Source organism: Pedobacter frigiditerrae, assembly GCF_004331645.1.
GTDB classification, from domain to species: Bacteria; Bacteroidota; Bacteroidia; order Sphingobacteriales; family Sphingobacteriaceae; genus Pedobacter; species Pedobacter frigiditerrae.
In genome coordinates this window covers 551,564-578,070 of record NZ_SJSK01000003.1, presented here as the reverse complement: position 1 = coordinate 578,070, position 26,507 = coordinate 551,564, and the positions used below count along the sequence as shown (strand labels likewise).

The 26,507-nt window shown below is 35.0% G+C and carries 17 protein-coding genes; 11 read left to right on the top strand and 6 right to left on the bottom strand.

Annotation, left to right across the window (positions count from 1 at the left end; all coding sequences use genetic code 11):
- Nucleotides 1-100 precede the first annotated feature (100 nt).
- From EZ428_RS14050 to EZ428_RS14040, 3 genes are all read left to right on the top strand, one after another.
- Complete coding sequence (locus EZ428_RS14050) at nt 101-409, top strand: RNA recognition motif domain-containing protein (RefSeq protein WP_131553800.1); 309 nt, start codon at nt 101-103, stop codon at nt 407-409.
- Nucleotides 410-610: 201 nt separating this feature from the next.
- Complete coding sequence (locus tag EZ428_RS14045) at nt 611-1,846, top strand: sterol desaturase family protein (protein ID WP_131553799.1); 1,236 nt, start codon at nt 611-613, stop codon at nt 1,844-1,846.
- A complete protein-coding gene (locus EZ428_RS14040) occupies nt 1,821-2,549 on the top strand; it encodes a lysoplasmalogenase (protein ID WP_131553798.1) in 729 nt (242 codons plus the stop codon). Before EZ428_RS14045 ends, EZ428_RS14040 begins: the two co-directional genes overlap by 26 nt.
- Here the strand turns inward: EZ428_RS14040 and pbpC are convergent.
- The 4 genes from pbpC to topA form a co-directional block, all read right to left on the bottom strand.
- Entirely contained in the window at nt 2,546-4,936 is a 2,391-nt protein-coding gene (pbpC, locus tag EZ428_RS14035; RefSeq protein ID WP_131553797.1) for a penicillin-binding protein 1C, read from the bottom strand. The genes EZ428_RS14040 and pbpC overlap by 4 nt on opposite strands.
- A gap of 241 nt (nt 4,937-5,177) precedes the next feature.
- On the bottom strand, nt 5,178-10,772 hold the full coding sequence (locus EZ428_RS14030) for an alpha-2-macroglobulin family protein (RefSeq protein WP_131553796.1): 5,595 nt from the start codon (nt 10,770-10,772) through the stop codon (nt 5,178-5,180).
- 625 nt (nt 10,773-11,397) lie between these two features.
- Complete coding sequence (locus EZ428_RS14025; protein ID WP_131553795.1) at nt 11,398-11,802, bottom strand: hypothetical protein; 405 nt, start codon at nt 11,800-11,802, stop codon at nt 11,398-11,400.
- 96 nt (nt 11,803-11,898) lie between these two features.
- On the bottom strand, nt 11,899-14,445 hold the full coding sequence (gene topA, locus EZ428_RS14020) for a type I DNA topoisomerase (protein ID WP_131553794.1): 2,547 nt from the start codon (nt 14,443-14,445) through the stop codon (nt 11,899-11,901).
- A 325-nt stretch (nt 14,446-14,770) separates the two neighbouring features.
- Here topA and EZ428_RS14015 point away from each other — a divergent pair, with 325 nt between their 5' ends.
- The 4 genes from EZ428_RS14015 to EZ428_RS14000 all read left to right on the top strand — a co-directional run bounded on the left by EZ428_RS14015 (nt 14,771) and on the right by EZ428_RS14000 (nt 17,975).
- Nucleotides 14,771-15,289 (top strand): glutathione peroxidase, encoded by a 519-nt coding sequence (locus EZ428_RS14015; protein ID WP_131553793.1) that lies wholly within the window; start codon nt 14,771-14,773, stop codon nt 15,287-15,289.
- Between the two features lie 66 nt (nt 15,290-15,355).
- Entirely contained in the window at nt 15,356-16,132 is a 777-nt protein-coding gene (locus EZ428_RS14010) for a M90 family metallopeptidase (RefSeq protein WP_131553792.1), read from the top strand.
- 165 nt (nt 16,133-16,297) lie between these two features.
- Nucleotides 16,298-17,050 (top strand): 5'-nucleotidase C-terminal domain-containing protein, encoded by a 753-nt coding sequence (locus EZ428_RS14005; protein WP_131553791.1) that lies wholly within the window; start codon nt 16,298-16,300, stop codon nt 17,048-17,050.
- On the top strand, nt 17,028-17,975 hold the full coding sequence (locus tag EZ428_RS14000) for a metallophosphoesterase (protein WP_131553790.1): 948 nt from the start codon (nt 17,028-17,030) through the stop codon (nt 17,973-17,975). Before EZ428_RS14005 ends, EZ428_RS14000 begins: the two co-directional genes overlap by 23 nt.
- A 267-nt stretch (nt 17,976-18,242) precedes the next feature.
- Here the strand turns inward: EZ428_RS14000 and mnmA are convergent, their stop codons facing one another.
- Entirely contained in the window at nt 18,243-19,334 is a 1,092-nt protein-coding gene (mnmA, locus tag EZ428_RS13995; RefSeq protein WP_131553789.1) for a tRNA 2-thiouridine(34) synthase MnmA, read from the bottom strand.
- 78 nt (nt 19,335-19,412) lie between these two features.
- Nucleotides 19,413-20,450, bottom strand: coding sequence for a LacI family DNA-binding transcriptional regulator (locus EZ428_RS13990; RefSeq protein WP_131553788.1), 1,038 nt, complete (start codon nt 20,448-20,450; stop codon nt 19,413-19,415).
- A gap of 140 nt (nt 20,451-20,590) precedes the next feature.
- On the opposite strand from EZ428_RS13990, the gene EZ428_RS13985 reads away from it, so the two are divergent.
- From EZ428_RS13985 to EZ428_RS13970, 4 genes are all read left to right on the top strand, one after another.
- On the top strand, nt 20,591-22,900 hold the full coding sequence (locus EZ428_RS13985; RefSeq protein WP_225871075.1) for a GH92 family glycosyl hydrolase: 2,310 nt from the start codon (nt 20,591-20,593) through the stop codon (nt 22,898-22,900).
- A gap of 148 nt (nt 22,901-23,048) precedes the next feature.
- Nucleotides 23,049-24,494: a circularly permuted type 2 ATP-grasp protein gene (locus tag EZ428_RS13980; RefSeq protein WP_131553786.1), complete on the top strand. Its 1,446-nt coding sequence runs from the start codon at nt 23,049-23,051 to the stop codon at nt 24,492-24,494.
- 42 nt (nt 24,495-24,536) lie between these two features.
- Nucleotides 24,537-25,463, top strand: a complete 927-nt coding sequence (locus EZ428_RS13975; protein ID WP_131553785.1) for an alpha-E domain-containing protein — start codon at nt 24,537-24,539, stop codon at nt 25,461-25,463.
- 38 nt (nt 25,464-25,501) lie between these two features.
- Nucleotides 25,502-26,479, top strand: coding sequence for a transglutaminase family protein (locus tag EZ428_RS13970; RefSeq protein ID WP_131553784.1), 978 nt, complete (start codon nt 25,502-25,504; stop codon nt 26,477-26,479).
- Nucleotides 26,480-26,507: the final 28 nt, after the last annotated feature.

Below are 26,507 nucleotides of genomic sequence, written 5' to 3'. Positions count from 1 at the left end.
ATATAATTGAAAAACAATAACTTATAAATTAAATTAACTGACACTTAGATAGCAAAATGACCATTATTTTTTGTATCTTTGTGCAAATTTTTAAACATTAATGAAGATATTTATTACAGGCCTTCCTTTAGAAGTAGGGGAAGATGAATTAACAGCCGTATTTGGTGATTTCGGTCAAGTAAAATCACTTAGAATTATTAAAGACCGCGAAACTAATCAAAGCCGTGGCTTTGGTTTTGTAGAGATGCCTAATGATGATGAAGCTAGAGAAGCTATCAAAAGAATGAACGGTGGCGACTACAACGGTAACAGAATTAAAGTTGCTGAAGCGCAAGAAAAACCAAACACGGGTGGCGGTAACGCTGGTGGTGGTTTTAAACGTAACAACAGTAGAGAACGTAGTTACTAGATTGTAGCTTTCCTCTTGACTTTATAAAGTCTATTTGGGCTAAAGGATTTTTACGGATTAATATTTCTTATTTTTAAAATCTTATTTGAAGGTTTTATCAATTATAAAAGGATTGCGAATCTAATGGGTTCGCATTTTTTTTTGTCCTCGATTTTTATATCCACATAATTACTATCTTTAATTAACCAAATAGTAAAATGAATGAAAGTTGATTATATAGCTCTATCTGTCCCTATATTTTTTATCCTTATAGGTATTGAGTTATTTTATGATTTTTATAAAAAACTAAAGTACTATCGTTTTAATGATAGTATTTCAAATTTAAGTCAAGGAATTGGTTCTCAAATCACTGGTCTTTTCATGAAAACAGCCTTGTTTTTTGGCTACAAATATATTTTCGAAAATTGGAAGTTATTTGAAATTCCAGATACCATTTGGACCTGGATTATTTTATTTATAGGGGTCGATTTTTTCTATTATTGGTTCCATAGAATGAGTCATCAAGTAAATGCGTTATGGGCAGCTCATATTGTACATCATCAATCTGAAGAGTACAATTTAACAGTCGCTTTACGCCAATCTTGGTTTCAAAGTTGGTTTGCGTGGGTTTTTTACCTACCTCTTGCCTTAATTGGTTTTGACCCATTAATGTTTGTAACCCTGAGTGCCTTTAATACCTTATACCAGTTCTGGATACATACCAGAACCATTAAAAGTCTGGGGTTGTTAGAATATATCTTAAATACACCATCACACCATAGAGTGCATCATGGATCAAATCCTAAATATATTGACAAAAATCACGCTGGGACCTTAATCATTTGGGATAGGTTGTTCGGCACTTTTCAGAAAGAAGAAGAGGAGGTATATTACGGAATTACAACACCATTGGCAAGTTGGAATCCTGTTTGGGCAAATCTTCATTACTGGGCAGAGTTATGGTCAACAGCAGAAAGGGCTGATAATTTTAAAGATAAAATTAAGGTTTTTATTAAACCGCCAGGCTGGTTTCCTGAAAAACTGGGAGGCTTTAAACCAGCACCCGAAATAGATGTAGAAAAATATCAAAAGTTTGACTCGAGTTTTAGTAAGCAAGTCTTTTTTTATGTGTTTTTTCAATTTATAGTTGCTTTGATATCTGCATCCCTCTTGTTATTTCTTTATTTTAAATTAGAAACCGCTACATTAGCCTTTGCTTCTGCACTCACTATTTTTGCGCTCTTAAGTTGTGGAGCTTTATTAGAAAAGAAACTATGGGTGAAGCATTTTGAATACTTAAGAATTGTATTAAGTATTTTAGGATTATACTTATTTAAAGATTTAGCCATATTTAACATTCTTGCCATAAGTGTAATAATTGTACAGATTATTACAGCAATTTGGTTTTATTACTTACAAAATTCAATTATCGATGCTCCAAAAATATCTTCAGTTTAGTATTGCCTTCGCCTTTATATTTATTATTCAAATTTTGATGGAGTCCGATAGCAAGACCGCTAAGCTAGTATTGGCAGATTTCTATTATATTGTAAAACCGTTAATTACAATTTCGTTAATGATATTTTATGCCTATCAAACGCAATTACGTGGTAGGTTTGCTAAAAGAATTTTTTCTGGATTATTCTTTGGATTAGTAGGTGATAGTTTTTTAATGTTCCTCCACGTTAATTCATCATTTTTTATGTTTGGTTTAATTGCCTTCCTCATTGGTCATTTATGCTACATCAGTGCCTTTTATTTGGATTATAAATGGAATCCTGCTATCGAAAAGAAATCAACTTGGCTGGCTTTGATCGTCTTTGGGGTTTTCTGCTTAAGCTTTTATTTATTTCTGAGACCGTATTTAGGAGCTATGAAAATTCCAGTTATGGTTTATGCTTTCGTTATTTCTTTGATGGGTATCATGGCAGTAAATAGAAAAGGTAGAGTAAATAGGGTCAGCTTTAATTTAATATTTTTTGGTGCTCTTGCCTTTCTCATTTCAGATTCTATTCTGGCCTATAACAAATTTGTAAATCCATTTAATGGTGCAGGTATTGCCATTATGACCACCTATATGTTGGCACAATATCTAATTACAGTGGGTTCTGTTGAGCGTAAGCTAAAGAAAGCAACCGCTATTGATGAAGTAAAGAGTTAATTGTTTTTAGATTTTTTATCCTTATCTAAAATTGTAAATACTTGAACAAGTCGCTCTCCATTTTCATCAACTAATGTTAAGGTGTGTTTTCCGGGAAGTGGGCTAATAGCTAATTGATGAAATGATTTTGTGCTGCCCACAAACTCAGCATCTATGTGCCAATAGATTTTAGTTTCCACATTCCGATGTGCAGCATTCAAAATAATTTTACCTCTGGTACCATCTAATTCAATTGGAATATAAATTACAGCATTATTTTTAGGATAAATCATGTCCATTACATTATTTCCTCCTGCTATATCACAACCTGGTTTAAAGGGGGGTAATACTTTATAATCACTGTTTTTAATTTTGTAATAATATTCCATTGATGGGGGCAAAACAAACCATTTTTCGTGCTGCATTAGCGATGTGCTTTCGCAATTGTCAGTAACCCTAAAAGTTCCAGTAGCACTTAAATGAACCAACTTATGGTAAGGACAAATTGTAGTTTTTTCTCCAGCAAATGGTACCAATTCAGTTATTTTATCGGCGCAAAATTCACCAGCTTTATATCCACTTTGCTTGCAAACTAAAACCTTTTTAAGTTTTGTTTTTGGTGCCTCAAACCATTTTGATGAAGGTAATTGTCTAAAAATATCAAACAAAACTGGTGCAGCTACCTCAATTCCCATTAAACCAGGTCTGCCTTCTCCATCGGCATTGCCAACCCAAACACAAACTACATAATCTGGTGTTAAACCTATTGCCCAAGCATCTCTAAAACCAAAACTTGTTCCTGTTTTCCAAGCCACTCTTTGCGATGAGGAGAATTGCTCCCACAAACCTTCATCTCCTGGACGCATTACTTCTTCCATCGCGTTAAAAGTAGCCCAAATAGAGCCGTGATCAAATATTGAATTTAATTCTGTTTCTTTTTTATCAAATGATAGTTTTACATCATTTGCATAAACTGGCGCATCATAATCGTGTGGATTGTACTTACCCTGATATTCATTAAAATGGTTTAAGGTTCTTGCCATTCCCATATAACTTCTCGCCAAATCCCACATTTTAACTTCACTTCCGCCTAAAATGAGCGATAAACCATAATGATCTGCAGGTTGATTTAAAGTGGTAAAGTTTAATTTTTTTAACTTATCATAAAAGCGTTCGTATTTATATTGCTGCAACATTTTTACTGCCGGAATATTTAACGACCTACTTAAGGCTTTATCTGCTGAGATAGCACCATCATAACCTAAATCATAATTCTGCGGCGTATAACCTGCAATTTGAGTAGGAACATCAGCAACCAAAGTATGCGGTAATAACATTCCATCGCTTAACATACTTGCATACAAAAGAGGTTTTAGCGTACTGCCCGGACTTCTAGGCGCTTTGATCATATCTACATAACTTTCATACGCAGCGTTTTGTGGCTGATAACAATTACCAATATAACTTTTTACAGTTCCTGTCTTTACATCCAGCACCAAAGCAGCAATGTTATTGATATCATTTGCTTTATAGCGATTGTTGTATCGCTTAAGCAACTCGTTTAATTTTAGTTGTAAATCATAATCTATTGTTGTTTTTAAACTTGTAGAGTTGATATTTAAGGATTTTTTTTCTTCTTTAAATCTACTTAACAAATGTGGTGCATTTTGAGGTAATGGAAGCGGGCTACCTGGAATTGGTTCTGACTTAGATAAATCTGCGGTGGCTTGATCGATGATGTTTAACCTAGCCAACTTGTCCAATAAATCATTTCTCTTTTTTATTAATCGTTTTGAATTTTTACCAGGATGAACCAACGATGGGCTATTTGGTAAAACAGCCAAAGTTGCTATTTCTCCCCAAGATAGATTTTCAGCTTTGCGACCATAATAACGCCAGCTCGCTGCTTCCAAACCTACCACATTGCTCCCAAAAGGAGCATTTGAAGCATATAACCCTAAAATTTCTTTTTTAGAATAAGTAAACTCCAACCTTGTTGCCAACCACATTTCAGTTAGCTTTTGCCAAATATTTCTATTTTGCTTTCGCGATAACCGAATAACTTGCATTGTTAATGTACTACCGCCACTCACTACATTTTTTGCACTGAAATTTTGTTTTATCGCCCTACTCATTGCAACTGGGTCTACTCCAAAATGCAGGAAGAAACGCTGATCCTCAAAAGCCGTAATGCACTTTACGAATTTATCAGGAACGTTGTCTGCTACAGGAAATCGCCATTGGCCATCGCTCGCAATAGAAGCACTTAATAATTCGCCATTACTAGCTTCTATTAAATAGGAGGTTGGAGACTTAAATAGTTCTTTTGGTAAAGAAAATAGGAAAAATAGAAACAACAAAAAACAAATGCTATCTGAAATTAGTAAGGCTTTTTGTTGTTTATTCATTATTAATATTTACATAGGTAACATTTCCTCTTAAGTTTTGATATCATATTAAATCAAATCATTATGGAAAAACTAATTACCTTTTTAAGATTGATATTGGGTTTTATACGCTTTTTATTGCTTAATATTTATCCGAGACTATGAGTGTTCGTCATTACAAGAAGCAAAGTACCGAAGCAATCTAACTTGTAAGAAAGAGATTGCTTCGCTTTGCTCGCAATGACGACTTGCCTCTTGTTTATCATTTAACAACCTGCACCCATTTACCAGCTTGTGTTGCACTAATGTTATTGTTATACATTGCTTCACATTGTACGGCAGATAAGTAATATTTTCCCAAATAAGACGCGTTTAACAATACTCTATAAGTTAAAGTTTCATTTTCGCGGATATTGAAATAAGTAAATACTCTATCATCTCTTACGTCCCTATAAGTATATGGAGCCGAAGCTAAAGCTCCTTCGTTATCATTTAACCTGGTATTAATGATTTCCCAACCCGATGGGAAAATCTGAGTTAAGGCCATCTGCTCATAATAGCCCATTTTACCCGGGTTTTTAACAGTTACTTCTGCATAAAAATCTGTTCCTTGTTTTAAGGTAGATGGATCTAAAACTAAACCCTTAAGAGTTTTATAACTCACATTCATTTCCAATATCTCAGGATTGTTAGGTAAGAAATTGTTTTGTCCTGCAACTGGTTGACCTTGCAAAATCAATCTTACAAACAATACATTTTTTCCGGTATTGGTAATGTTAGCAGTATTATTTTTGAACGTTATGGAAGTTGTATTTAAGTATTGTTCGCTATTTGTATTTCCTTTAGCGCCATTTAAAACATAATTGTATTGCAATCTATTCGATGAACTATTTTGCCCACAGAACTTAGCAATTGCCAATAAACTATAAGCCGTAGTTTGGGTACTGTACCAAATATCTTGTCCTAAACGTGAAGCAACTTTGGTTAGCAATTGTGCAGCTTGACCTTTCTGACCCATTAAAGTTAAGGTTTCCATAATCATTGCTTCATCTCTTAAATCGGAGCCGTAAGTGCCACTCAATTGATTATATGGTTTTACCGTTTTGTCTAATCGGCTAATCAAAGCATTGGCAGCAGCAGCTTGACCAGCTAATTGATACGCAGCTGCTAAACGCCATTTTGAGGCAACAGATAAATATTCAAAAGCTCTCAATCTATTCATTGCTGCCATTTCTGGTTTTTTAGCCAGTGCCAAAACATATAATCGATAAGCTTGACTTAGATCGCCGCCATAGAAATTCTCTGAATTTGGCACCCAATTATTCGCTTTGCTTTTTTGGTAACGGATCAACTCTTCAAACATCCCGGCAGGTAAAGTATAACCCGCATTTTGTGCCTCGATTAAGAAATGTCCAGCATAATTTGTTCCCCATTCATCAGAAGCACCTTCGCCAGGCCAGTAACTTAATCCTCCATCAGTAGTTTGGAAGCCTTTTAATCTGTTAATTCCAGATTTAATATTTCGTTCAACTTCAGTTTTTCTTTGTGTTGAAAGTGGAGTCAATTTATCCAACATCAATTGAGGGAAGATACTTGATGTGGTTTGTTCTACGCACCCATGAGGATATTGAATTAGATAACTCAAGCGTTTATTTAAATTGATAGGTGGGATTGATGAAACTTCAACGGATCCAGAATTTGTACCACTCATTCCGATTGGGGCAAACTTCGTCGACCAACTTTGGTTGGGCTGGATAGTAGCTGAAACTACATTCGTGATATAAGGATTTGGATTACGAATATCCATTTCTACATCATAAACGGTTTTCTCGTTTCCACTTTGTGCAATAATTTTAACTTTTGCCACACCAACATTATTTGGTGCAGTAACTTGAAAATAAGTCATTTGTTCACCTGCTTGTTTAAAGCTTAACTGCTGGGTTTTCAAACCATCAACAATTAAGTTAGTGCTTTGCAATTGAACAGAAACATTTTTTAAATTGTTATTAGTTGCAAAAATATTAACTGGCAAAGTAAAACTTTCTCCTGGACCAATTACCCTTGGTAAAGTTGCCAAAACCATTAAAGGCTTTTTAACTTCTACTGCTTTTTCTGCAAAACCGTAAGCGCCATCCATACCTGAAATAACCATTGCTCTAACTGAACCGATGTATTGTGGTAATTTAAATTTATGCGTTTTATTTTCGCCTTTGCCTAAATAGTATGGCCCCATAAATTTAACTACAGGTTTAAACCTATTTGCCTTAGCAGGATTTAAGTTTCTGTTGATAGAACCATCACCACCAATACTTAAAATTCGTTCTAAATTTCCACCCCAAGCGCCTAATACTTGATCAAATAAATCCCAAGTTTTAACTCCTAAACCTTCTCTAGCATAAAATATACTATGCGGATCAGGAGTTTTAAATCGTGTTAAGTCTAATAACCCTTCATCAACCAAAGCAATGGTATATGTCATCGCTTTACCATTGCTTTCCGAAATTGAAATTGCACTTTCTATTTCTGGCTTTAAAGTAGCAGCCATCTTAATCACAGGTTTTAATATAGTTTCTGGGTCTTCAATAGTTAACGGAATGGCTCCATACATCCTTATAGGCAAATCATTTAGTGTTTGGGCGTGAGGTTGGATCAGCGTAATGTTCGCAAAAACATTCGGTGCCATATTTTTCTCAGCCTTGAAATTAAATTGTGTTTGCCCTTTTTTAGTGTCAACCCAATAAGTTTTTAAAACTCTACTTCCATTTTCAATAGAAACTAAAGCTTTACCATTTTCTCCAGTAGGGATAGTTAAGGTGATATCTTCTCCAACAATAAATTTCTGTTTGTTAGCTGTAAAAGATAACATCGATGCCTCTGTTGGGTTGCTGCCTTGTTCACGTTGTGCCCAGCCTGGCCAATCTATATATACAGATTTTCCAGTGGTGTGTCCATTCCCATATTCATCACGAACTAAAATCAAATATCTACCCCAATTAGGCTCATTAATACGTAATGTGTAGTCTCCCTTTCCATTGGTAAGGTTTACATACTGTTTAGAAACCAACTTGTTATATTCATTTTGAGTGAAGTTGGCATAACTCTGTTGGTTATCTTGTTCCCACCACCAGCGCCATTGAACCTTGTATAGTTCAACAGAAACGGTTTTGCCTCCACCTAACAATTTACCATCTCTATTTACGTTTACAATTTCCACTTTGTGGTCTCTATCAGTTAACAACATTCCGCTTAAACGGTCGCCTGATGGGGTTTTAACGCCTAAATAATTGTTGTAAACGTGATATGGAATACTGAAATTATCGATGCTGAAATTACCTCCAGGTTCAAACACCTTTGTTGTGAAGTTGGCTCTTAAAATACCAGGAGCGGAACCAGTTTCGCTTAAATTAGTATTTACAACAGCTGTACCAGCAGCATTTAATGTGCCTTCAAAAACTGTTTTAATCTGCGACTCAAAATTCACCGTCGGATTATCAAATGAATAATCATCAAATCCTTTAAACTTGGTCTCCGTTGTGTTTAAGTTTACATCAACTTTTGCTTTTAAGTTTTGAGCTGGTGTGCCAAATAACCACTTTGCAGAAAGGATAGTAGCCGATGAAGCTCCATTGCCTAAATAAGTTTTTCCTCCTAAATCAAAATTGATTTTTAAACGGTTAGGCATTACCGTCTCAATTTTAAGGGTTTTTGAGAACGAAGCACCACCAACTTTTGCCTTCACCAGCCAATTTCCTGTTGGCGCGGTGCTTTCTGTAGCAGTTTTAAATGTGTAAAATCCATTTAGTGCTTGCGCAATTACTGTTCGTTTAGCTAACTGACCTTTAGGATTTGTTAGCTCGAAAGTAACTGGATAATTAGTCGGCAATTTTTTCAATTTATCTTCTAAAACAAACGACAAATAGATGCTATCTCCTGGTCGCCAAACACCACGTTCGCCATAAATAAACCCTTTAATTCCATTTTGTACTACATCGCCACCAACATCAAAACGACTTAATGGCAACGAGTTTCCATCGTCTAGTTTCAAATAACCACGCTCTCTTCCATTTTTGGCAACCAATAAAAACGGTTTTCTCTTTAAATCAAATATGGCTAAACCATCACCATCAGTTTTTACCGTGGTTAAAATTTGCCGCTGATAATCTTGCAATTCTAAACTTACGCCACTTAAAGGTTTTGCTGTCAATAAATCGGTAGCAACAATAAGCATGCTGTTGTCATTTCCTCTTTTGGCAACCAAGCCGATGTTAGAAGCCAATAAATTTCTACTTGCCCAACGTTCATTTGTATAGTACGATGGTGTACAAGGATTATCCCTGTCTGCCCATCTGTAATGAGATGGGTAATAATCTTGATAACTGTTCCAAAATTCATCATCCTCATCTAATGTTTCACCATAACTTTCATAGTCACCTTCATATTCACCACCATCTTCATCAGTACTACCCGAAGAAATCTCTTTACATTCATACACATTATATGCTTTTCTAAAACCTATCGTTACGCGATACATTGCTCCAGGCTCTGTGCGAATAAGTTTATCTAAATCTAAAGTAAAACGTGTTTTCTTGTGCAGGTTTACCGCTTTATCCTCATCTAAACGAATTGTTTTTTGAACAACTGGCTTAGCAACCCTTCTCAATTCATTTCCTTCCTTGTAATTATTTACTTGAAAAAACTGAGGAATATTGTTTTCATATATTTTAATTACAGTAACATCAACAGCTTTTAAGTTTACAGCTTCAAAAGGTAAAACCAATTTTCCAGAATTGGGTAGGATAGTACCAGTTCCTGCTATGGTAACCGAAGGCAATTTATCTTCAAAAATGATGTTCGCTGTTTTTGAACTCTCTAATTTTTTACCTTCAATATCTGTTATGGCAGCGTTTACGGTAACAGCGTAATTTCCTTGCAATTCATCTGGCGCATAAACCTTAATCTGACTGGCATCAATTGTAAAACGAAGGTCTTGTAAATCGCCCAAAGCAATTAACCCATTTAAATCCTGAGCTACATTTATGGGTTCAGAACATTGAATTAAGGCATAATCTTCAGCACCTTGTACAGCCTTAATATCTAATACCTTAAAAATAGTTTTAGCAGGAATAATTACTTTTTCTTCACCTTTATCATCATCAGCATTTATCGCATCACCGTTCCAATTTAGTGTTAAGGTAGCTTCCTTGTTAATTTTTTTAATGCTATCTATCACAAAGGTAGAGCGATGTTTTTCTGGATCGTGTGTCCACTTAACTTTTAATTTTTGAGTAAAATCTAAGCTTAATGACTTTTCAATGCTTTGCTGCTCTTCATAATCGGCTGTATTAATTTCTCCAATTAACTTCATGTAAGTTAAGGATGTATTGTTTTGAGAAACCAAACCATTCTGACTTAGGTTTAATCCTGGTTTGATTACCTTAAAATCGAAATCAAATTCCTCTAAGCCTTTTTCAGTAGTTGTTATTTTGCTTAAATTAATCGTTGCCTCATATTTTTGATCTGGTTCTAGCTGTTCGTCTGGTCTAAATTCAATGGTTTGTGGGTCTATCCAAAATGTTTTTCCTTTAATACTTGGAGAAAAGTCAAATATTTCTCTTTCATCAGGTTTACCTAAATCACTTAAGCTTTTTACAGTACTTGCTAGATGAACCCTGATGAAACTTTTCTTAGAAATTGTTCCTGACGTATAGGACTCTATATATTTTGCATAAGCCTGATTGTCTTGCTCATTTTTCTTTTTGAAAAAGAAAAAATAAATCGCAAAAACTGATATTAAAAATAATGCTCCAAAGAGCACTTTTTTTATCGTAGACGAAGAATATTTGGCAGTGTTTTCCATACAATATACATTGGTAAATGTTGTATGAAATTTAGCGAAAAAAGAAATGAGAATGAGAAATTATTTATCAACTCATTCAAATAATTGTTGGCAAATCAATTGTAGTGCTAATCGGTTCAGATAGTCCATCTTTACGCTATATCTTTTTTGGGCTTCGACTACGCTCAGCCTGACAAAAAAGGATACCACTTCAATACGGTTTAGATAGGGGGGCTTATGCTGAAATAATAAAAATTGCTAAAATACTTAATGACAGCAGTGCCAATAATATAAAATCAATCTTTAAATTAATTGATTTATTGATTTTATAAAAATGAATTATTACTAAAATTGGCAAACTTATAAATGTTGAGCAGAATGAAATGATAATGCTATACCATAAGATAATAGCAAAAGGACTATTGTAGTTTTCAACAGAAATAGGTCCATTAAAATACCTTAAAACTAGTGATGTCAACATTAATAGGTTTGACAGGATTAGACTATATCTAATTACAGCTAATATTGTTTTTTCAATCTTTAAAGCTATTTTAGATATAGTCATTGAGATTAAATTATTACAAATAAGTTAGGAGATTGCTTCGTTCCTCGCAATTACGCTAGGAAATTAAACTATACCTCAATACTACTTAATCATCACTCCAGGCTTGTTTAAAACCGGAACTCTAATTATATTATTCTCAACTATGCTTTCTGGAAGAAAAATGAATTTTTTGTCGTAAATCTCTTTACCAATGTAATAGCTTAACCAATATTCATTAGTTAAACCAAAAACAGCAGGGTCAATAGCTTCAACTCCTGCAAAAGAATTTGCGTCTAAATCTCCAATAAAATGTCTTAAAAGTGAAGTTTTTACTTTTTTGCCCTCTTTTTCACCATAACCTTTAGAAGTAATCATTACATTGGTTATTGGGCCATTTTTATAATTAACTACATAAACGGTCCAGCTTCCAACTTCTGGAGTTTCGCCAACTAAAGCCACCGCAATGGCAACGTCTTCAACTATATTTTCTGGTAAATCTGCTTTCATTTAGATTAAAGATAAAGGAACAAAGAACAAAGATTAGGGGATTAAAAGAATTTAAATCCAGTCTTCATCATTGCTCTTTATTCTTTGGTCTATTAACTATTTCTTTTTCGCTACGGCCTTCTTTTTAGCTGGTGCTTTTTTCTTAACGTCAAACGCTTTTGGTAATTGTTCAACAATTAGTTTCTTAACATCATCTAAAGGAATTTCTGCCAATTCTTCTGCTGTGTATTTTGCCTTGGTTTTAGGATTATTCCTCAATTTCAACATTTCTTTACCGAAACGGATGAAAGGTCCCCAACGACCATTTTCTATTGCAATCTTATCACTTTCCCACTGCTGTATATAACGATTGTTTTCTTTCTCAATCTTCTTCTCAATTAGCTCTTTAATATCATTTGCAGATAATGTATCGAAATTGTAAGCTTTAGGCACATTGATAAATAAGCTATTCCATTTAATGAAAGGACCAAAACGACCAGTTCCTTTAGTTACAGGTAACCCTTCATACGCTGCAACTGGTGCATCAGCAGTAACCTTTTCACCAATAATTTCAATCGCTCTCGCTTGGTCAACAGTTAATGGATCTTCATTTTTGGGAATTGAAATAAAAGCTTCGCCCCATTTTACATAAGGCCCGAAACGGCCAACACCAACTGAAACTTCTTTGCCTTCATAATCCTCTAATTGGAAAGGCAATTTGAATTGGTCTAATGCTTCTTCCAGTGAAACCGTTCCCACCGATTGAGATTTCCCTAAACTAGCATAGCGAGGTTTATCTTCTTCATCATCAGATAATTCGCCTATTTGAACTAAAGGACCATAACGGCCAACTTTAGCGTAAACATTTTTACCAGTTGTTGGGTCTATCCCTAATAAACGCTCACCATTTGCACGATCTGCGTTTTCTAGAGTATTTTCTACTTCACTATGAAAAGGTGTATAAAAAGAGTGGAGCATTTTTGTCCATTCCTGTAAACCTTGTGCAATCTCATCAAACTGCTTTTCTACTTTTGCAGTAAAGTTAAAATCTACAATGCCTTTAAAATGTTCTACCAAAAAGTCGTTTACCACTTCACCAATATCAGTAGGGAAGAGTTTCGATTTTTCAGCACCTGTAATTTCAGATTTGGTTACTTTACTAATGTTGCCATTAACCAAAACCATACTTACAAACTCTCTTTTTCTACCATCTTTATCTTCTTTAACCACGTATCCACGATTTTGAACCGTAGAAATGGTTGGTGCATAAGTAGATGGTCGGCCAATGCCAAGTTCTTCTAATTTCTTAACTAAACTTGCCTCTGTATATCTTGCTGGCGGACGAGAGAATCTTTCTGTCGCTGCTAATTCTTTTAATATTAAACTTTGTCCTTTTGTTAATGGTGGAAGGAGGTTGTTATCTTCATTTTCTTCATCTTCATCATCAGTAGATTCTAGATAAACTTTCAAGAAGCCATCAAATTTCAATACTTCACCTTCAGCTAGTAATTCTTCTTTTCTGGTAGAAATACTAATGTTAACGTTCGTTTTTTCGAAAATAGCTTCGCTCATTTGAGAAGCGATGGCACGTTTCCAAATCAAATCGTACAAACGTTTTTCTGAGTTATCCCCATCCACATTGTGCTGATTAAAATAAGTTGGACGAATAGCCTCGTGAGCTTCTTGCGCACCAGCAGATTTTGTTTTATAAACCCTAGGTTGATGATATTTTTCGCCCCAAGCAGATTTGATTTCAGCCGATGCGGCAGCAATAGCAGTTTCAGATAAGTTAACAGAATCTGTTCTCATGTAAGTGATTTTACCACTTTCATACAAACGTTGTGCAATTTGCATTGTTCTAGCAACCGAAAAACCTAATTTACGAGAAGCTTCTTGTTGTAGTGTTGAGGTTGTAAAAGGGGCAGCAGGATTTCTCTTTGCTGGTTTTACTTCTAAATTGCTAACTGCGAAACCTGCGTTAATGCAATCTTGCAAGAATTTTTCTGCATCAGCAGCTTGCTCAAAACGTTGTGGTAATTCTGCTTTTACAGTTTCCTTGCCTTTTCCCGTAGTAAATTGAGCAGTTATTTTAAAGGCAGCAGTACTGTTAAATTTATTTACTTCACGCTCACGGTCTACGATTAATCGTACCGCAACAGATTGTACACGACCAGCAGATAAAGATGGTTTAACTTTTTTCCATAAAACTGGAGATAGTTCAAAACCTACCAATCGATCTAAAACACGACGAGCTTGTTGGGCATAAACTAAATTATAATCGATAGTACGAGGAGTTTCAATGGCCTTTAATATTGCAGGCTTAGTAATCTCATGAAATACAATACGTTTTGTGTTGCTTTCTTTTAGCCCTAAAGTTTCATATAAATGCCACGAAATAGCTTCTCCCTCACGGTCTTCATCGGATGCTAGCCATACCATTTCGGCTTCCTTAGCTAGTTTTTTCAGTTCGGCAACTACTTGTTTCTTATCGGCAGGTACTTCATAGGTTTGGGAAAAATCATTCTCCGTATCTATTCCCATATCGCCTTTTACTAAATCCCGGATATGACCATAACTAGACTTAACCAAAAAATCCTTCCCTAAATAACCCTCTATGGTTTTAGCTTTTGCAGGTGACTCGACTATTAGTAAATTTTTTGCCATTCAGAACGTTTTTCTGCAAATAAAACTATAATTAAGTCTAAAATCAAAATTGATATAGCAATTATTTTAAAAAAAGCAGTTGAATTTGAAGTGCAACACACTGTTTTACATCCATTAAACCTAGTACAATACCCTTTTAATTTATTTTTTAAAATATCAATTTCTTTACGATATAATTATTTATTCAATCTGTTTTGTAAGTATCTTCGTTTATTGGTTGGGAGATTTGCGTAATGCGTAGAGCTTATTTAGAAATTCTGTATTGCATATTGAATAATCGTACAATTGAACCATTAACCAGTTTAAACACTTAACCTTAAAAAAAATGATCAATACCTTATTATTACTATTAAACTTATGGATTGCACCAAATCCGCCTAAATCCGTTTATGATTTTTCTTTTAAAACCCTTGATGGCAAAGAAGTAAAACTATCTAAATTTAAAGGAAAGAAAATCTTAATTGTAAATACAGCTTCTAAATGTGGTTATACACCTCAATATGAAGATTTAGAAAAACTACACAAACAATATGGTAAAAATGTAGTGCTAATCGGTTTCCCAGCAGGAAATTTTAAAGAACAAGAATTAGGCACTAGCAAAGAAATTCAAGAATTCTGTACACAGAAGTATGGTGTTACATTTTTAATGAGTGAGAAAGTAAGTGTTAAAGGAGCTGATATTAATCCGCTATTTGCTTATTTAACAAGTCAAGAAAATCCAGATTTTACTGGCGACATTAAATGGAACTTCGAGAAATTTTTAATTAATGAAAAAGGTCAATTGGTACACCGTTACCGTTCTCCGGTTAAACCCTTAGATGCTGCTATTGTTCAGAATTTATAATATTTTTTTAAAGTTTGTTAAATCCCAATGCTTAACTGTTTTGGGATTTTTTGTTTATAATTGAGCATGAACTATACGCCATATTTAATTCTTGTTGTTGCTTTTATTGTCGCATTATATTTTATTTTCCGCAAGAAGAAATTAGTTGTAGTTTCATTAAGCGAAGCTGATAAACAATTATTAGCTAGCAATGTAGATTTCTACATCCGCCTTGATGGCAATAAAAAAGAATTGTTTGAACAAAAGGTTGCAGATTTTTTAGTTACTACTAAAATTGAAGGAGTAGGTTTAGAAATTACACAATTAGACAGGTTGTTAGTGGCAGCGAGTGCTGTAATTCCCATCTTCAGCTTTACTGATTGGAAGTATAAAAACCTAAGTAATGTGGTTTTATACCCTGATACTTTTAATCAAGACTTTCAGTTTGAAGATGGTGAAAGAAATATCATGGGAATGGTTGGAACTGGTTTCATGAACGGACAGATGATTTTATCATTAGCTGCTTTAAGACACGGTTTTTCTAAAAGTGCAGGTATGGAAAATACAGGAATTCACGAGTTTGTACATTTGTTAGATAAATCTGATGGCGCCACAGATGGTGTGCCAGAAAACCTGATGGCACACGAATATACCTTGCCTTGGTTAAAAATGATGCACGAAGAAATCGAAAGGATAAAAGAAGATAAATCTGATATTAACCCTTATGCAATTACCAATCAAGCTGAGTTTTTTGCTGTTGTTTCTGAATACTTTTTCGAACAACCAGAGATATTAAAAGATAAACACCCAGAATTATATCTAATATTAAGTAAAACTTTTGGACAAAATTTAGCAGAAGAGTAAACCACAAAGGCACCAAGAACACAAAGTAAATCCTTAAATAACCTTTGTCAAACTACAAGGCTAATAGTTTAAAAGTTTGACAAAGTAGATATTAATTATCCGTGTCCATCCTTTTTATCTGTGGTTAATAATTCCCTATCTTAGCCTTATCAAAACAATCCTTCTATGACTGTAAAAAACAAGATTTACATTCTTGCTATTTCATTGGTACTTCTTGGCTCTTGCACCACAAAATATGCAGTTGTAAAATCTAATCGTGAAGAGCAAAATATTAATTCTTCATTACCTGTAGATAGCTCAATCATTAAAACTTATATGCCTTATAAAGTTAAGGTAGAAGCCGAAATGAATGAAGTAATTGGTTATACAGATGTTGTATTATCGAAAAGTTCTTCACTTCCTGAATCTGTTTTAGGGAACTTTTTCGCTGATGCTGTTTATAATCAGGCTAGAAAGATAGAACCTAATATCGGTTTTGTATTTCCAACAACTACTGGAGGGTTACGTAATGACATTGCAAAAGGTCCAATTACTGTTTCGAGCATATTTGAATTGATGCCTTTCGAGAATCAACTGATATTATTTAATTTAAAGGGAGCCGATGTGTTAAAAGTTATTACAAACATTGCAGCAAGGGGGGGGCAACCTGTAAGTGGCTTAAAATTTAACATTAAGAATAAGCTGCCAGAAAATATATTAATAAACGGAAAGCCTTTTGATGTAAATAAAAGTTATTGGGTAGCTACGTCTGATTATATCGCAGGTGGTGGCGATGAGAACGTTGGTTTTGCAACGCCAATCTCAAGCAAAAATATGAGTATACTTATTCGTGATGCCTTATTAAAAGAGGTAAAAGAAGTTCAAGCTGCTGGAAATAAAATAAACGCAAAATTAGATGGAAGAATTACAAAAAATTAATCGCCGAAATTTTATTAAAACTGGTGGCATTGCTAGTGCTGCTGTTGCTTTAAGCTTAAATTCTCTAGATGCTTTTGCCAACGGTCGATTACAGAAATTAACCATTCTACATACTAATGATGTGCACAGTAGGATAGAGCCTTTTCCGATGGATGGGTCTCGAAACCAAGGCTTAGGCGGTACTGCTAGACGCTCTGCATTGATTAAAAAGATTAGAGCAGAACAAGAAAATGTACTGCTGTTAGATGCTGGTGATATTTTTCAAGGCACACCTTATTTCAACAAATTTGGGGGCGAAGTGGAGATTAAATTGATGAGCCAAATGCAATATGATGCCACAACATTAGGAAATCACGATTTTGATAACGGTGTTGAAGGGTTTTATAAACAATTGCCTCACGCTAATTTCCCTGTCTTAATTGCCAACTACGATTTATCTAATACAGCGCTTTCAAAATCTACGCAGCCTTTTAAAGTCTTTAAAAAAGCAGGGTTGAAAATAGGTGTATTTGGTTTGGGTATCCAATTAAAAGGATTAGTCGACCCTAAAAACTATGGAGAAACACAATACTTCGACCCAATTGCGAAGGCTAATGAAACCGCTTTGCTATTAAAAAATGATTATAAATGTGATTTAGTGATTTGTCTTTCTCACCTAGGCTATTCCTACCGTAACAATTCAGTTTCTGATAAAGTTTTAGCAGCAAACACCAGAAACATAGATTTAATTATTGGTGGACACACGCACACTTTTTTAGATGTACCTGAAGATGTAAAAAATCTTGACGGTCAAATCACTACCGTCAATCAAGTTGGTTTTGCCGGCATTAACCTAGGTAGAATTGATTATTATTTTGAACCCTTCAAAAACAAAAAAATGAAAGTAGGCACCCCTTATTTAATTAATAATAAGTTAGATGCTTAGCTAGGACTCGTCATTGCGAGCCTCTGTTTTTCACAGAGCAATCTCCTTTCTAGGTTTGCTATTTGCAAGGTATAGTTTTGTTAGAATTTAATTAAGGCTTCTTAGCAGGAAAGATTGCTTCGTCACTTCGTTTCTCCCAATAACGACATACTAACCTATGTTTTCTATGTGTCTATGTGGTAAAAAAAAATCTGCTAATCTTTGGCTAACCATTAGAAAACATAATCATAAGCCTATATTTTCTATCTGCCTATGTGGTAAAAATGTTTAAACCAAGAAACCACCACCTAACAAATCATTGCCTTCATAAAAAACAGCAGATTGTCCTGGTGCAATTGCAGATACATTATGGTCAAAAACAACCCTCATTTGGTCTTTTTCTTGAACAATTGTACTCAGCATACCCGCATCTTTATAACGTATTTTAGTAATCACATTATCCATCGGTTCGTAAATATTCTCGTATTTAACCAAGTTGATATTCCTAACCATTGCTTCTTTTCGCTCCAATTCATCAGCTCTGCCTAAAACAACAGTATTGCTTTCTGGTAAAATTTGAGTAACAAACATTGGCTCGCCAAAGGCAACACCTAAACCTTTACGTTGTCCAATAGTGTAAAATGGATAACCTTTATGCTGGCCAATAATCATACCCTGACTATTCACAAAGTTTCCACCCGCAACTCTATCTTCCAAGTCTTCCACTTTGTGTTTTAAGAATGCTCTATAATCATTATCAGGAACAAAGCATATTTCGTAACTCTCAGATTTTTTAGCTAATTCTTCTTGCCCCATGTCTAATGCCATTTGGCGGATATCTGCCTTAGCAAAACTGCCTAATGGGAATTTGGTGCGAGATAAATTTTCTTGAGAAACGCCCCACAACACATAAGATTGATCTTTGTTCTCGTCTTTACCTTTAGAGATTACGTAACGTCCGCTGTCTTGCTTACGGATATTGGCATAGTGACCAGTTGCAATAAATTCGCAATCTAGTTTGTTGGCACGTTTTAATAAAGCTTCCCACTTGATATGGGTATTACATAAAACACAAGGGTTTGGTGTGCGCCCTGCCAAATACTCGTCTACAAAATTATCGATTACAAAATCTCCAAATTCATCACGGATATCTAAAATATAGTGAGGAAAACCATAGTTTACAGCTAAGGTACGAGCATCATTAATGCTATCTAAGCTGCAACAACCAGTTTCTTTGCTACTTCCACCAGAGGTGGCGTAGTCCCAGGTCTTCATGGTAAGGCCGATTACTTCGTAACCTTGCTCGTGCAACATCACTGCTGCAACCGAACTATCAACCCCGCCACTCATGGCAACCAAAATTCTACCGTGTTTACTCATTGCTTAAATTAAAGGATGCAAAAATACAGGTTTTTGTTTAATTAATTGGAGAGGGTAGTCTGAACAATGTAAAAAAGGCTATTTGCTTTTTTGGCTCGATGCTCTAACTTGTAATTCTGTGGGTAATAAGATAGTTTCAAAGTGCTCAGTCGCCCTTCTGTCAGAAATCAACGAGAGCAATTGCTTAGCAGCTAAACGTCCAATTTCTAAAGAAGGTTGGCGAATTGTGCTTAACGAGGGATTAAGTACTTCTGCAAGATCCGTATTGCTAAAACCAACCAGTGCAATATCTTCTGGAATGCGATGACCACATTTACGTAATATTTCTAAGCATTTAGTGCTAAGTAGGTCGGTTGCTGTAAATATTGCTCTAGGAACTTGTTTGAGCGCCATTAACTCACCAATCGCTGTTTCCAGCTCTTCGTCTAATGTAGCGGCATTTGAGGTGTCACAAAATTTTACCCAATCGTTATTAAATGGTATGCCTGCATCTTTTAAAGCCTTTTTATAACCTTCAAAACGTTCGGTAGCAGTACTTAATTGGGTGTTCCAATTGAGATGAGCAATGGCATGATAACCATTATTAATTAAATGTTGAGTAGCCTCATAAGCGCCTTTAAAATTATCCACTGCTACCTTATGGGTATCAATGTGGTTGCTCAAACGATCAAATAAAACAACTGGCAAACCAGATTCTTGTAAATTAATAAGGTAACTAAAATCAGTAGTTTGATAAGAAGGGCAAATCAATAAACCATCAATACCACCAGCATATAATAGGTTAACATTGGCCTTTTCTTGCTCGAATAGTTCCTTGCTTTGCATCATGATAAGCTGGTAGTCATGTTCCGAACAATATTGGTCAATACCATCCAGCATTTGTGCCATGAAATTGTTGTCAATAGAACAAACAACCACACCAATAGATCTGCTTTTGCCTTCTTTTAAACCCCTTGCCATTCTATTTGGCACATAGTGATGTTCTTTTGCATAGGCCAAAACTTCCTGCTTGGTCTTTTCTCCAATTTGATAGCTATCTGTTAGTGCCCTAGATACCGTAGAGATTGATAGATTTAGCGCTTTGGCAATATCACGAAGGGTAATATTTGTGTTCATTTAAGTGTCATGCTTGCAGGGCTAAATATAAGCATTTAGATGATTGCCTAGACTAGGATTTGTAACATTTGCAACCAACTACGTAAAAACATTAAATTTAATAAAACGATTTAGTAATAAATTAATACCTTAGACTTTCGATATTATCAAACTACTTTTTAAACATGAGACACATTCTTTTCTATTGCCTAATTTTCTTTTCTGTTGCAGTAAATGCACAGCAAAATTTGGTTAAATATGTTAAACCGTTAATCGGTACCGAAAAAATGGGACATACTTATCCGGGTGCTACTGTTCCTTTTGGGGCTGTTCAATTAAGTCCAGAAACTGATACCATTCCATATGAAATGAATGGAAAGTATAATGGTGATGTTTACAAATATTGTGCTGGTTATAAATATGAAGACAAAACCATTGTAGGTTTTAGTCATACACACTTTAGTGGGACCGGTCACTCAGATTTAGGCGATTTTTTAATCATGCCAACTCAAGGTAAACTACAAATGAATCCTGGTACGGCGAGCAATACCAAATCTGGTTATCGTTCTGCTTATTCTCACGCTAATGAAACGGCAGAAGCTGGATATTATAAAGTGAAATTAGATGATGACGACATCACTGCAGAAATGACGGCAACAAACAGAGTGGGCATGCATCAATATACTTTTCCAAAATCAGACCAAAGCCATATCATTTTAGATTTAATGGCTGGAATTTATAACTATGATGAGAAAACCGTTTGGACTTATGTTCGCGTAGTAAATGACACTTTAGTAACTGGTTATCGCCAGACTTATGGTTGGGCACGTACACGTACAGTTTATTTTGCAATGAGCTTCTCTAAACCTTTCAAAAACTACGGACAGAAAAACTATGATGCCCGTCAAGCGTATCGTGGTTTCTGGGGTAAGTTTGACCAAAGTAAAAATTTCCCAGAAGTAGCTGGTAGAAAAGTGAGAATGTTCTTTGATTTTGATACCAATGAAGGGGAAAAAATTAAAATCAAGTTCGCTTTATCTCCAGTTAGCCAAGAAAACGCATTAGAAAATATGCGTGCTGAAATTACTGGGTTTGACTTTGATAAAGTAAAAGCACAAGCGCAAGCAACCTGGAATAAAGAGTTAAATAAAATAAACATTGCAGCTGCAGAAGACGATAAAATTAACTTTTACACCGCAATGTACCATGCTTTTATTAATCCAACTACTTATACAGATGTAAACGGCCAATATAAAGGATTAGACCAAGGTGTTCATACCGCTAATGGTTTTACAAATTACACAACTTTCTCTTTATGGGATACTTATAGAGCATTACACCCATTTTTTAATATCATTCAGCCAGCGCGTAATAACGATATGGTTAAGTCTATGTTGGCGCATTACGACCAAAATTCTTTAAAAATGTTGCCGATTTGGTCGCATTATGCAAATGATAATTGGTGCATGAGTGGCTACCATAGTGTTTCTGTTGTGGCCGATGCGATAATTAAGGGTGTTTATAATGGCGATGCTGCCAAAGCTTTAGATGCCTGTATAGCAACTGCGAAAAAACGTAATTACGAAGGCATTGGTTATTATATGGATTTAGGTTACATCCCTGCCGAACGAAGTGGCGTATCTGTTTCTAATACCTTAGAATATGCCTATGACGATTGGGCAATTGCTCAAATAGCTAAGAAGTTAAATAGGATGGATGTTTACAATGAGTTCATTAAACGTTCTGGCAACTGGAAAAACAATTACGATTCTTCTATTGGCTTTATGCGTCCGAAATTGGCTGATGGAACATTTAAGCAAAAATTTGATAGCAAAGACACTGAAGGACAAGGTTTTATTGAAGGTAATAGTTGGAATTACAGTTTCTTTGTTCCACAAGACCCAGCTGGTTTAATTGAAGCAATGGGCGGTAAAAAGAAATTTGCAACCAGATTAGATACTTTATTTACCATGCACTTACCTGATGAGTTTTTTGCACATACCGAAGACATTACTCGTGAAGGTATAATTGGCGGTTACGTACATGGAAATGAGCCTGCGCATCACATTGCGTATTTGTATAACTGGACAGACCAAGCTTATAAAACACAAGCACAAGTTCGTCATATCTTAAAAATGCAATACAAACCAACACCAGATGGACTAGGGGGAAATGATGATTGTGGACAGATGAGTGCTTGGTTTATGTTTTCATCATTAGGTTTTTATCCAGTTTCGCCAGGTGGCGATGAATATGCATTAGGTTCTCCAGCAGTAAATAATGCCAGCTTAAATTTAGAAAATGGAAAAACATTCACTGTAGAAGCTATCAACCAAAGTAATAAAAATGTATATGTGCAAAGGGTTTTATTAAATGGAAAAGAGTTAACTAAGCCTTTTATAAAGCATAGTGATATCACATCTGGAGGGAAATTGACTTTTTATATGTCGGCGAAACCAAAAAAATCATAATATTTTATAAATACACTAAAAAGACATCATTTTTTGGTGTCTTTTTAATTAATATTTTAATTTATTAATTAAAATTTAGGCTTTATGTAATTATTTATCTATAAATTTTTGATTTTATGAACTAAATGTTTGTATTTTAATCAAAATTATGGAGAATATAGAATATTTTAAGCAATACAAAACCATAAATGGTGTTTTTGATGAGATGAAAACCGATGATAATGTTAGAAAACATTATGATTCTTTCATGTCTGCCTTTCAAAACATCAATTCATCTGAAATGGCACTAAAAGATGAGCTTGCAAAAAAGCTTTTCTTAACTCAAGGCATTACATTCACTGTTTATAGTAGTGGAGAAGGAATAGAAAAAATCTTCCCATTTGATATTTATCCTAGAATTATCCAAGCTGCAGAATGGGATTTAATTGAACGAGGCATTAAGCAACGTTTAAAAGCATTAAATATCTTTTTAAAAGATGTTTATCATCAACAGTTTATTATTAAGGATGGAATAATTCCTGCTGCGTTAATTTATTCTAGTCCATGTTATTTACGTGAAATGATGAATGTTGATGTCCCATTTGACATTTACACACACATTAGCGGTATCGATTTAATACGGGACCATGATGGTTCGTATTATGTGCTTGAAGATAACTTAAGAACACCTTCTGGTGTAAGTTACATGCTCGAGAACAGGAACATTAGTTATCGTTTATTCCCTAATTTAATTCCAGAAAACAAGGTTAGACCAGTTAGCGACTATCCAGATTTGTTAATGAAGAACTTATTGGGCTTGGGTAATAGACATACTAGTCGCCCTACAGTTGTGCTTTTAACACCAGGAATTTATAATTCTGCTTATTTTGAGCATACTACTTTAGCTCGTTTAATGGGCATTGAATTGGTTGAAGGAAGAGACTTGGTGGTAGACAACCATAAAGTTTACATGCGCACCACAAAGGGCCTAAAAAAGGTTGATGTAATTTATCGTAGGGTAGATGATGAGTTTCTAGATCCATTAATCTTCCGTCCAGATAGCATGTTGGGCGTTCCTGGTATTTATCATGCTTATCGTAAAGGCAATGTGGCTATAGTAAATGCAATGGGAAATGGCGTAGCAGATGATAAAGCGATTTATGCCTATGTTCCAGACATGATTAAGTATTATCTGAATGAAGAACCAATTCTTAAGAACGTACCAACCTACAGAATGGAAAATGTAGATGAACGTGAATACACTTTGGAAAACCTGAATAATATGGTGGTTAAACGCACCAACGAAAGTGGTGGTTACGGGATGTTGATTGGGAACATTGCAACAGAACAAGAGCTAAAAGAGTTTAGTGAAGAGATTGTGAAATCGCCAAGGCAATTCATTGCTCAGCCTATCATTAGCCTTTCTTCTGCACCGTGTTACATAGATGGTAAATTGCAACCAAGAAGGATAGATTTAAGACCCTTCGCCTTAAGTGGACCAGATGGAATTGAAATTGTTCCAGGTGGATTAACTCGGGTAGCTTTAAAAGAGGGTTCAATTGTAGTAAATTCTTCACAGGGTGGAGGAAGTAAAGATACTTGGGTAGTAGACTAACATTTCAACTTTACAACATTTCAACCTTTAAACTAAACTAGAATGCTGAGTAGAGTAGCAGATAACATATTTTGGATGAGCCGTTACATGGAGCGTACCAATGTGCAATTAAGGATTTTAAGAACTTATTATATTGCATCACAAGATGGGGTGCCTTTTGTAAAATGGGATGATGTATTTAGGTACTATAACCACGGGAAGGCCCCAGAAAAAACAATGAATGCCAATGAAGTATTACAATTTATCCTTTTTGATAAGGAAAACGATAGCTCAGTGGTTAATAATATTTTTAGGGCAAGGGAAAATGCCCGTAGTGCTCAGGACCATATCACAAAAGAACTTTGGCAATGCCTAAACGATTATTACCATCTAATTAGGGATGCTGGTTTGCAGAAACAAGTCTTTTCGGGAGACCCAGTAACTATACTTGATCAACTCATTAAACAATGTATGTTATATTATGGTGTGGTTGATGTTTCCATGTTTAGGAGTGAAGGATTTAACTACTTAAATATTGGAAAATTTATTGAGAGATTGCTACAAAGTATAACTGCATTAAAAATGCAAATAACTCGAATAGATGGCTTAGCTACGGATGGTTTATCTACTGTCAGTTGGAGATATTTTTTAGTATCCATATCTGGTTATGAATATTATTTGAAAGCAAATTCTGGCTCTGTGAAACCAGATCTAATTTTCAAGCAAGCATTATATGAAATGCATTTTCCACATTCAATAGCCTATGGTTTGAACCAATTAAACAGATACGCACAACGTTTAAAACAAGACAGCAAAGAAGAAAGCTTTGAGAAAATAGAGTTTGCAATTGGAAAGACAGCCGCTATACTAAAATACAACAGTTCAGATTTAAGTGTCGACACTCAACTGTCTTTATTAGAGCTTGTTGAAGAAAATGTAATAAATGTGGTACAATCATTTAATCGATATTATTTCGGTATTACAAGTTGAGTAATTATTTTCGAAACACACACAAAAACTTTGAAACAATGCCAATTTATCACGTTAAACATATCACTAGGTACAGTTATCCTTCATCGGTAATAGACAGTGCTAATCAGATTATATTAAGTCCTCCTTCAGATGACCATCAAGAAATCATCAACCATGAAATAAAAATAAAACCACTAGCTGTTATAGACAGTTACGAAGATTTTTTTGGAAACAAAGTTGGGATTTTCACCATTGTAGAACCCCATACAGATTTAGTAATTACTGTTGACGCAGAAGTGGAAACAAAACCAGTTCCAGTACCTTCAGATTTTTGGTCGCCTAAAAGCCAATGGGAAACAATTGACAAATTAAGTTTAGAGGTAGAGTTTCTTGATTTTGTAAAATCTGGGATCTATAAAGCCTTGCCCGTTATTCGTTGTGAAATATCAACCATTGCTAATAGAGAAAAAACAGTTTTACAATGCGTACAAGGTCTTTCTTCTTATGTTTACGATCAAATTACCTATCAACAAGGGGTAACGGATGTTGAGACAGATATAGATAGGATTTGGGAATTAAAAGCTGGTGTTTGTCAAGATTTTGCTCACTTATTGCTAGAGATGTTACGCATCTCTAGCATTCCGGCTAGGTATGTAAGTGGTTATATTTGTCCATTTGGTAATGAATTAAGAGGTATTGGCGCAACTCACGCATGGGTAGAGGCTTATATTCCAGATTATGGTTGGCTTGGCATTGACCCTACAAATAACTGCTTGGTTAGCGATAGACATATTCGCATTGCATTTGGCCGTAATTTTAATGATTGTACGCCTGTTAAAGGCACTTATAAAGGTTCATCAGCCCATACATTAACTGTTTCGGTTGTCATCACAAATGAAAAAATTAAGAATGAGGAAGAATCAACCAGCCTGCATGATGACGCAGCTTATGTACAACAGGTGGTAGAGCCCGTAGCAGTTATTAATTCTTATCAGAGATTTATAGAAATGCAACAACAGCAACAGCAGCAATAAAAAATTAGCCCTGTAACATCATTTGTCA

Coding starts and splice junctions, on each gene's coding strand:
- EZ428_RS14050 (WP_131553800.1), top strand. CDS start 101: ATGAAGATATTTATTACAGGCCTTCCTTTAGAAGTAGGGGAAGATGAA.
- EZ428_RS14045 (WP_131553799.1), top strand. CDS start 611: ATGAAAGTTGATTATATAGCTCTATCTGTCCCTATATTTTTTATCCTT.
- EZ428_RS14040 (WP_131553798.1), top strand. CDS start 1,821: ATGCTCCAAAAATATCTTCAGTTTAGTATTGCCTTCGCCTTTATATTT.
- pbpC (WP_131553797.1), bottom strand. CDS start 4,936: ATGAATAAACAACAAAAAGCCTTACTAATTTCAGATAGCATTTGTTTT.
- EZ428_RS14030 (WP_131553796.1), bottom strand. CDS start 10,772: ATGGAAAACACTGCCAAATATTCTTCGTCTACGATAAAAAAAGTGCTC.
- EZ428_RS14025 (WP_131553795.1), bottom strand. CDS start 11,802: ATGAAAGCAGATTTACCAGAAAATATAGTTGAAGACGTTGCCATTGCG.
- topA (WP_131553794.1), bottom strand. CDS start 14,445: ATGGCAAAAAATTTACTAATAGTCGAGTCACCTGCAAAAGCTAAAACC.
- EZ428_RS14015 (WP_131553793.1), top strand. CDS start 14,771: ATGATCAATACCTTATTATTACTATTAAACTTATGGATTGCACCAAAT.
- EZ428_RS14010 (WP_131553792.1), top strand. CDS start 15,356: ATGAACTATACGCCATATTTAATTCTTGTTGTTGCTTTTATTGTCGCA.
- EZ428_RS14005 (WP_131553791.1), top strand. CDS start 16,298: ATGACTGTAAAAAACAAGATTTACATTCTTGCTATTTCATTGGTACTT.
- EZ428_RS14000 (WP_131553790.1), top strand. CDS start 17,028: ATGGAAGAATTACAAAAAATTAATCGCCGAAATTTTATTAAAACTGGT.
- mnmA (WP_131553789.1), bottom strand. CDS start 19,334: ATGAGTAAACACGGTAGAATTTTGGTTGCCATGAGTGGCGGGGTTGAT.
- EZ428_RS13990 (WP_131553788.1), bottom strand. CDS start 20,450: ATGAACACAAATATTACCCTTCGTGATATTGCCAAAGCGCTAAATCTA.
- EZ428_RS13980 (WP_131553786.1), top strand. CDS start 23,049: ATGGAGAATATAGAATATTTTAAGCAATACAAAACCATAAATGGTGTT.
- EZ428_RS13975 (WP_131553785.1), top strand. CDS start 24,537: ATGCTGAGTAGAGTAGCAGATAACATATTTTGGATGAGCCGTTACATG.
- EZ428_RS13970 (WP_131553784.1), top strand. CDS start 25,502: ATGCCAATTTATCACGTTAAACATATCACTAGGTACAGTTATCCTTCA.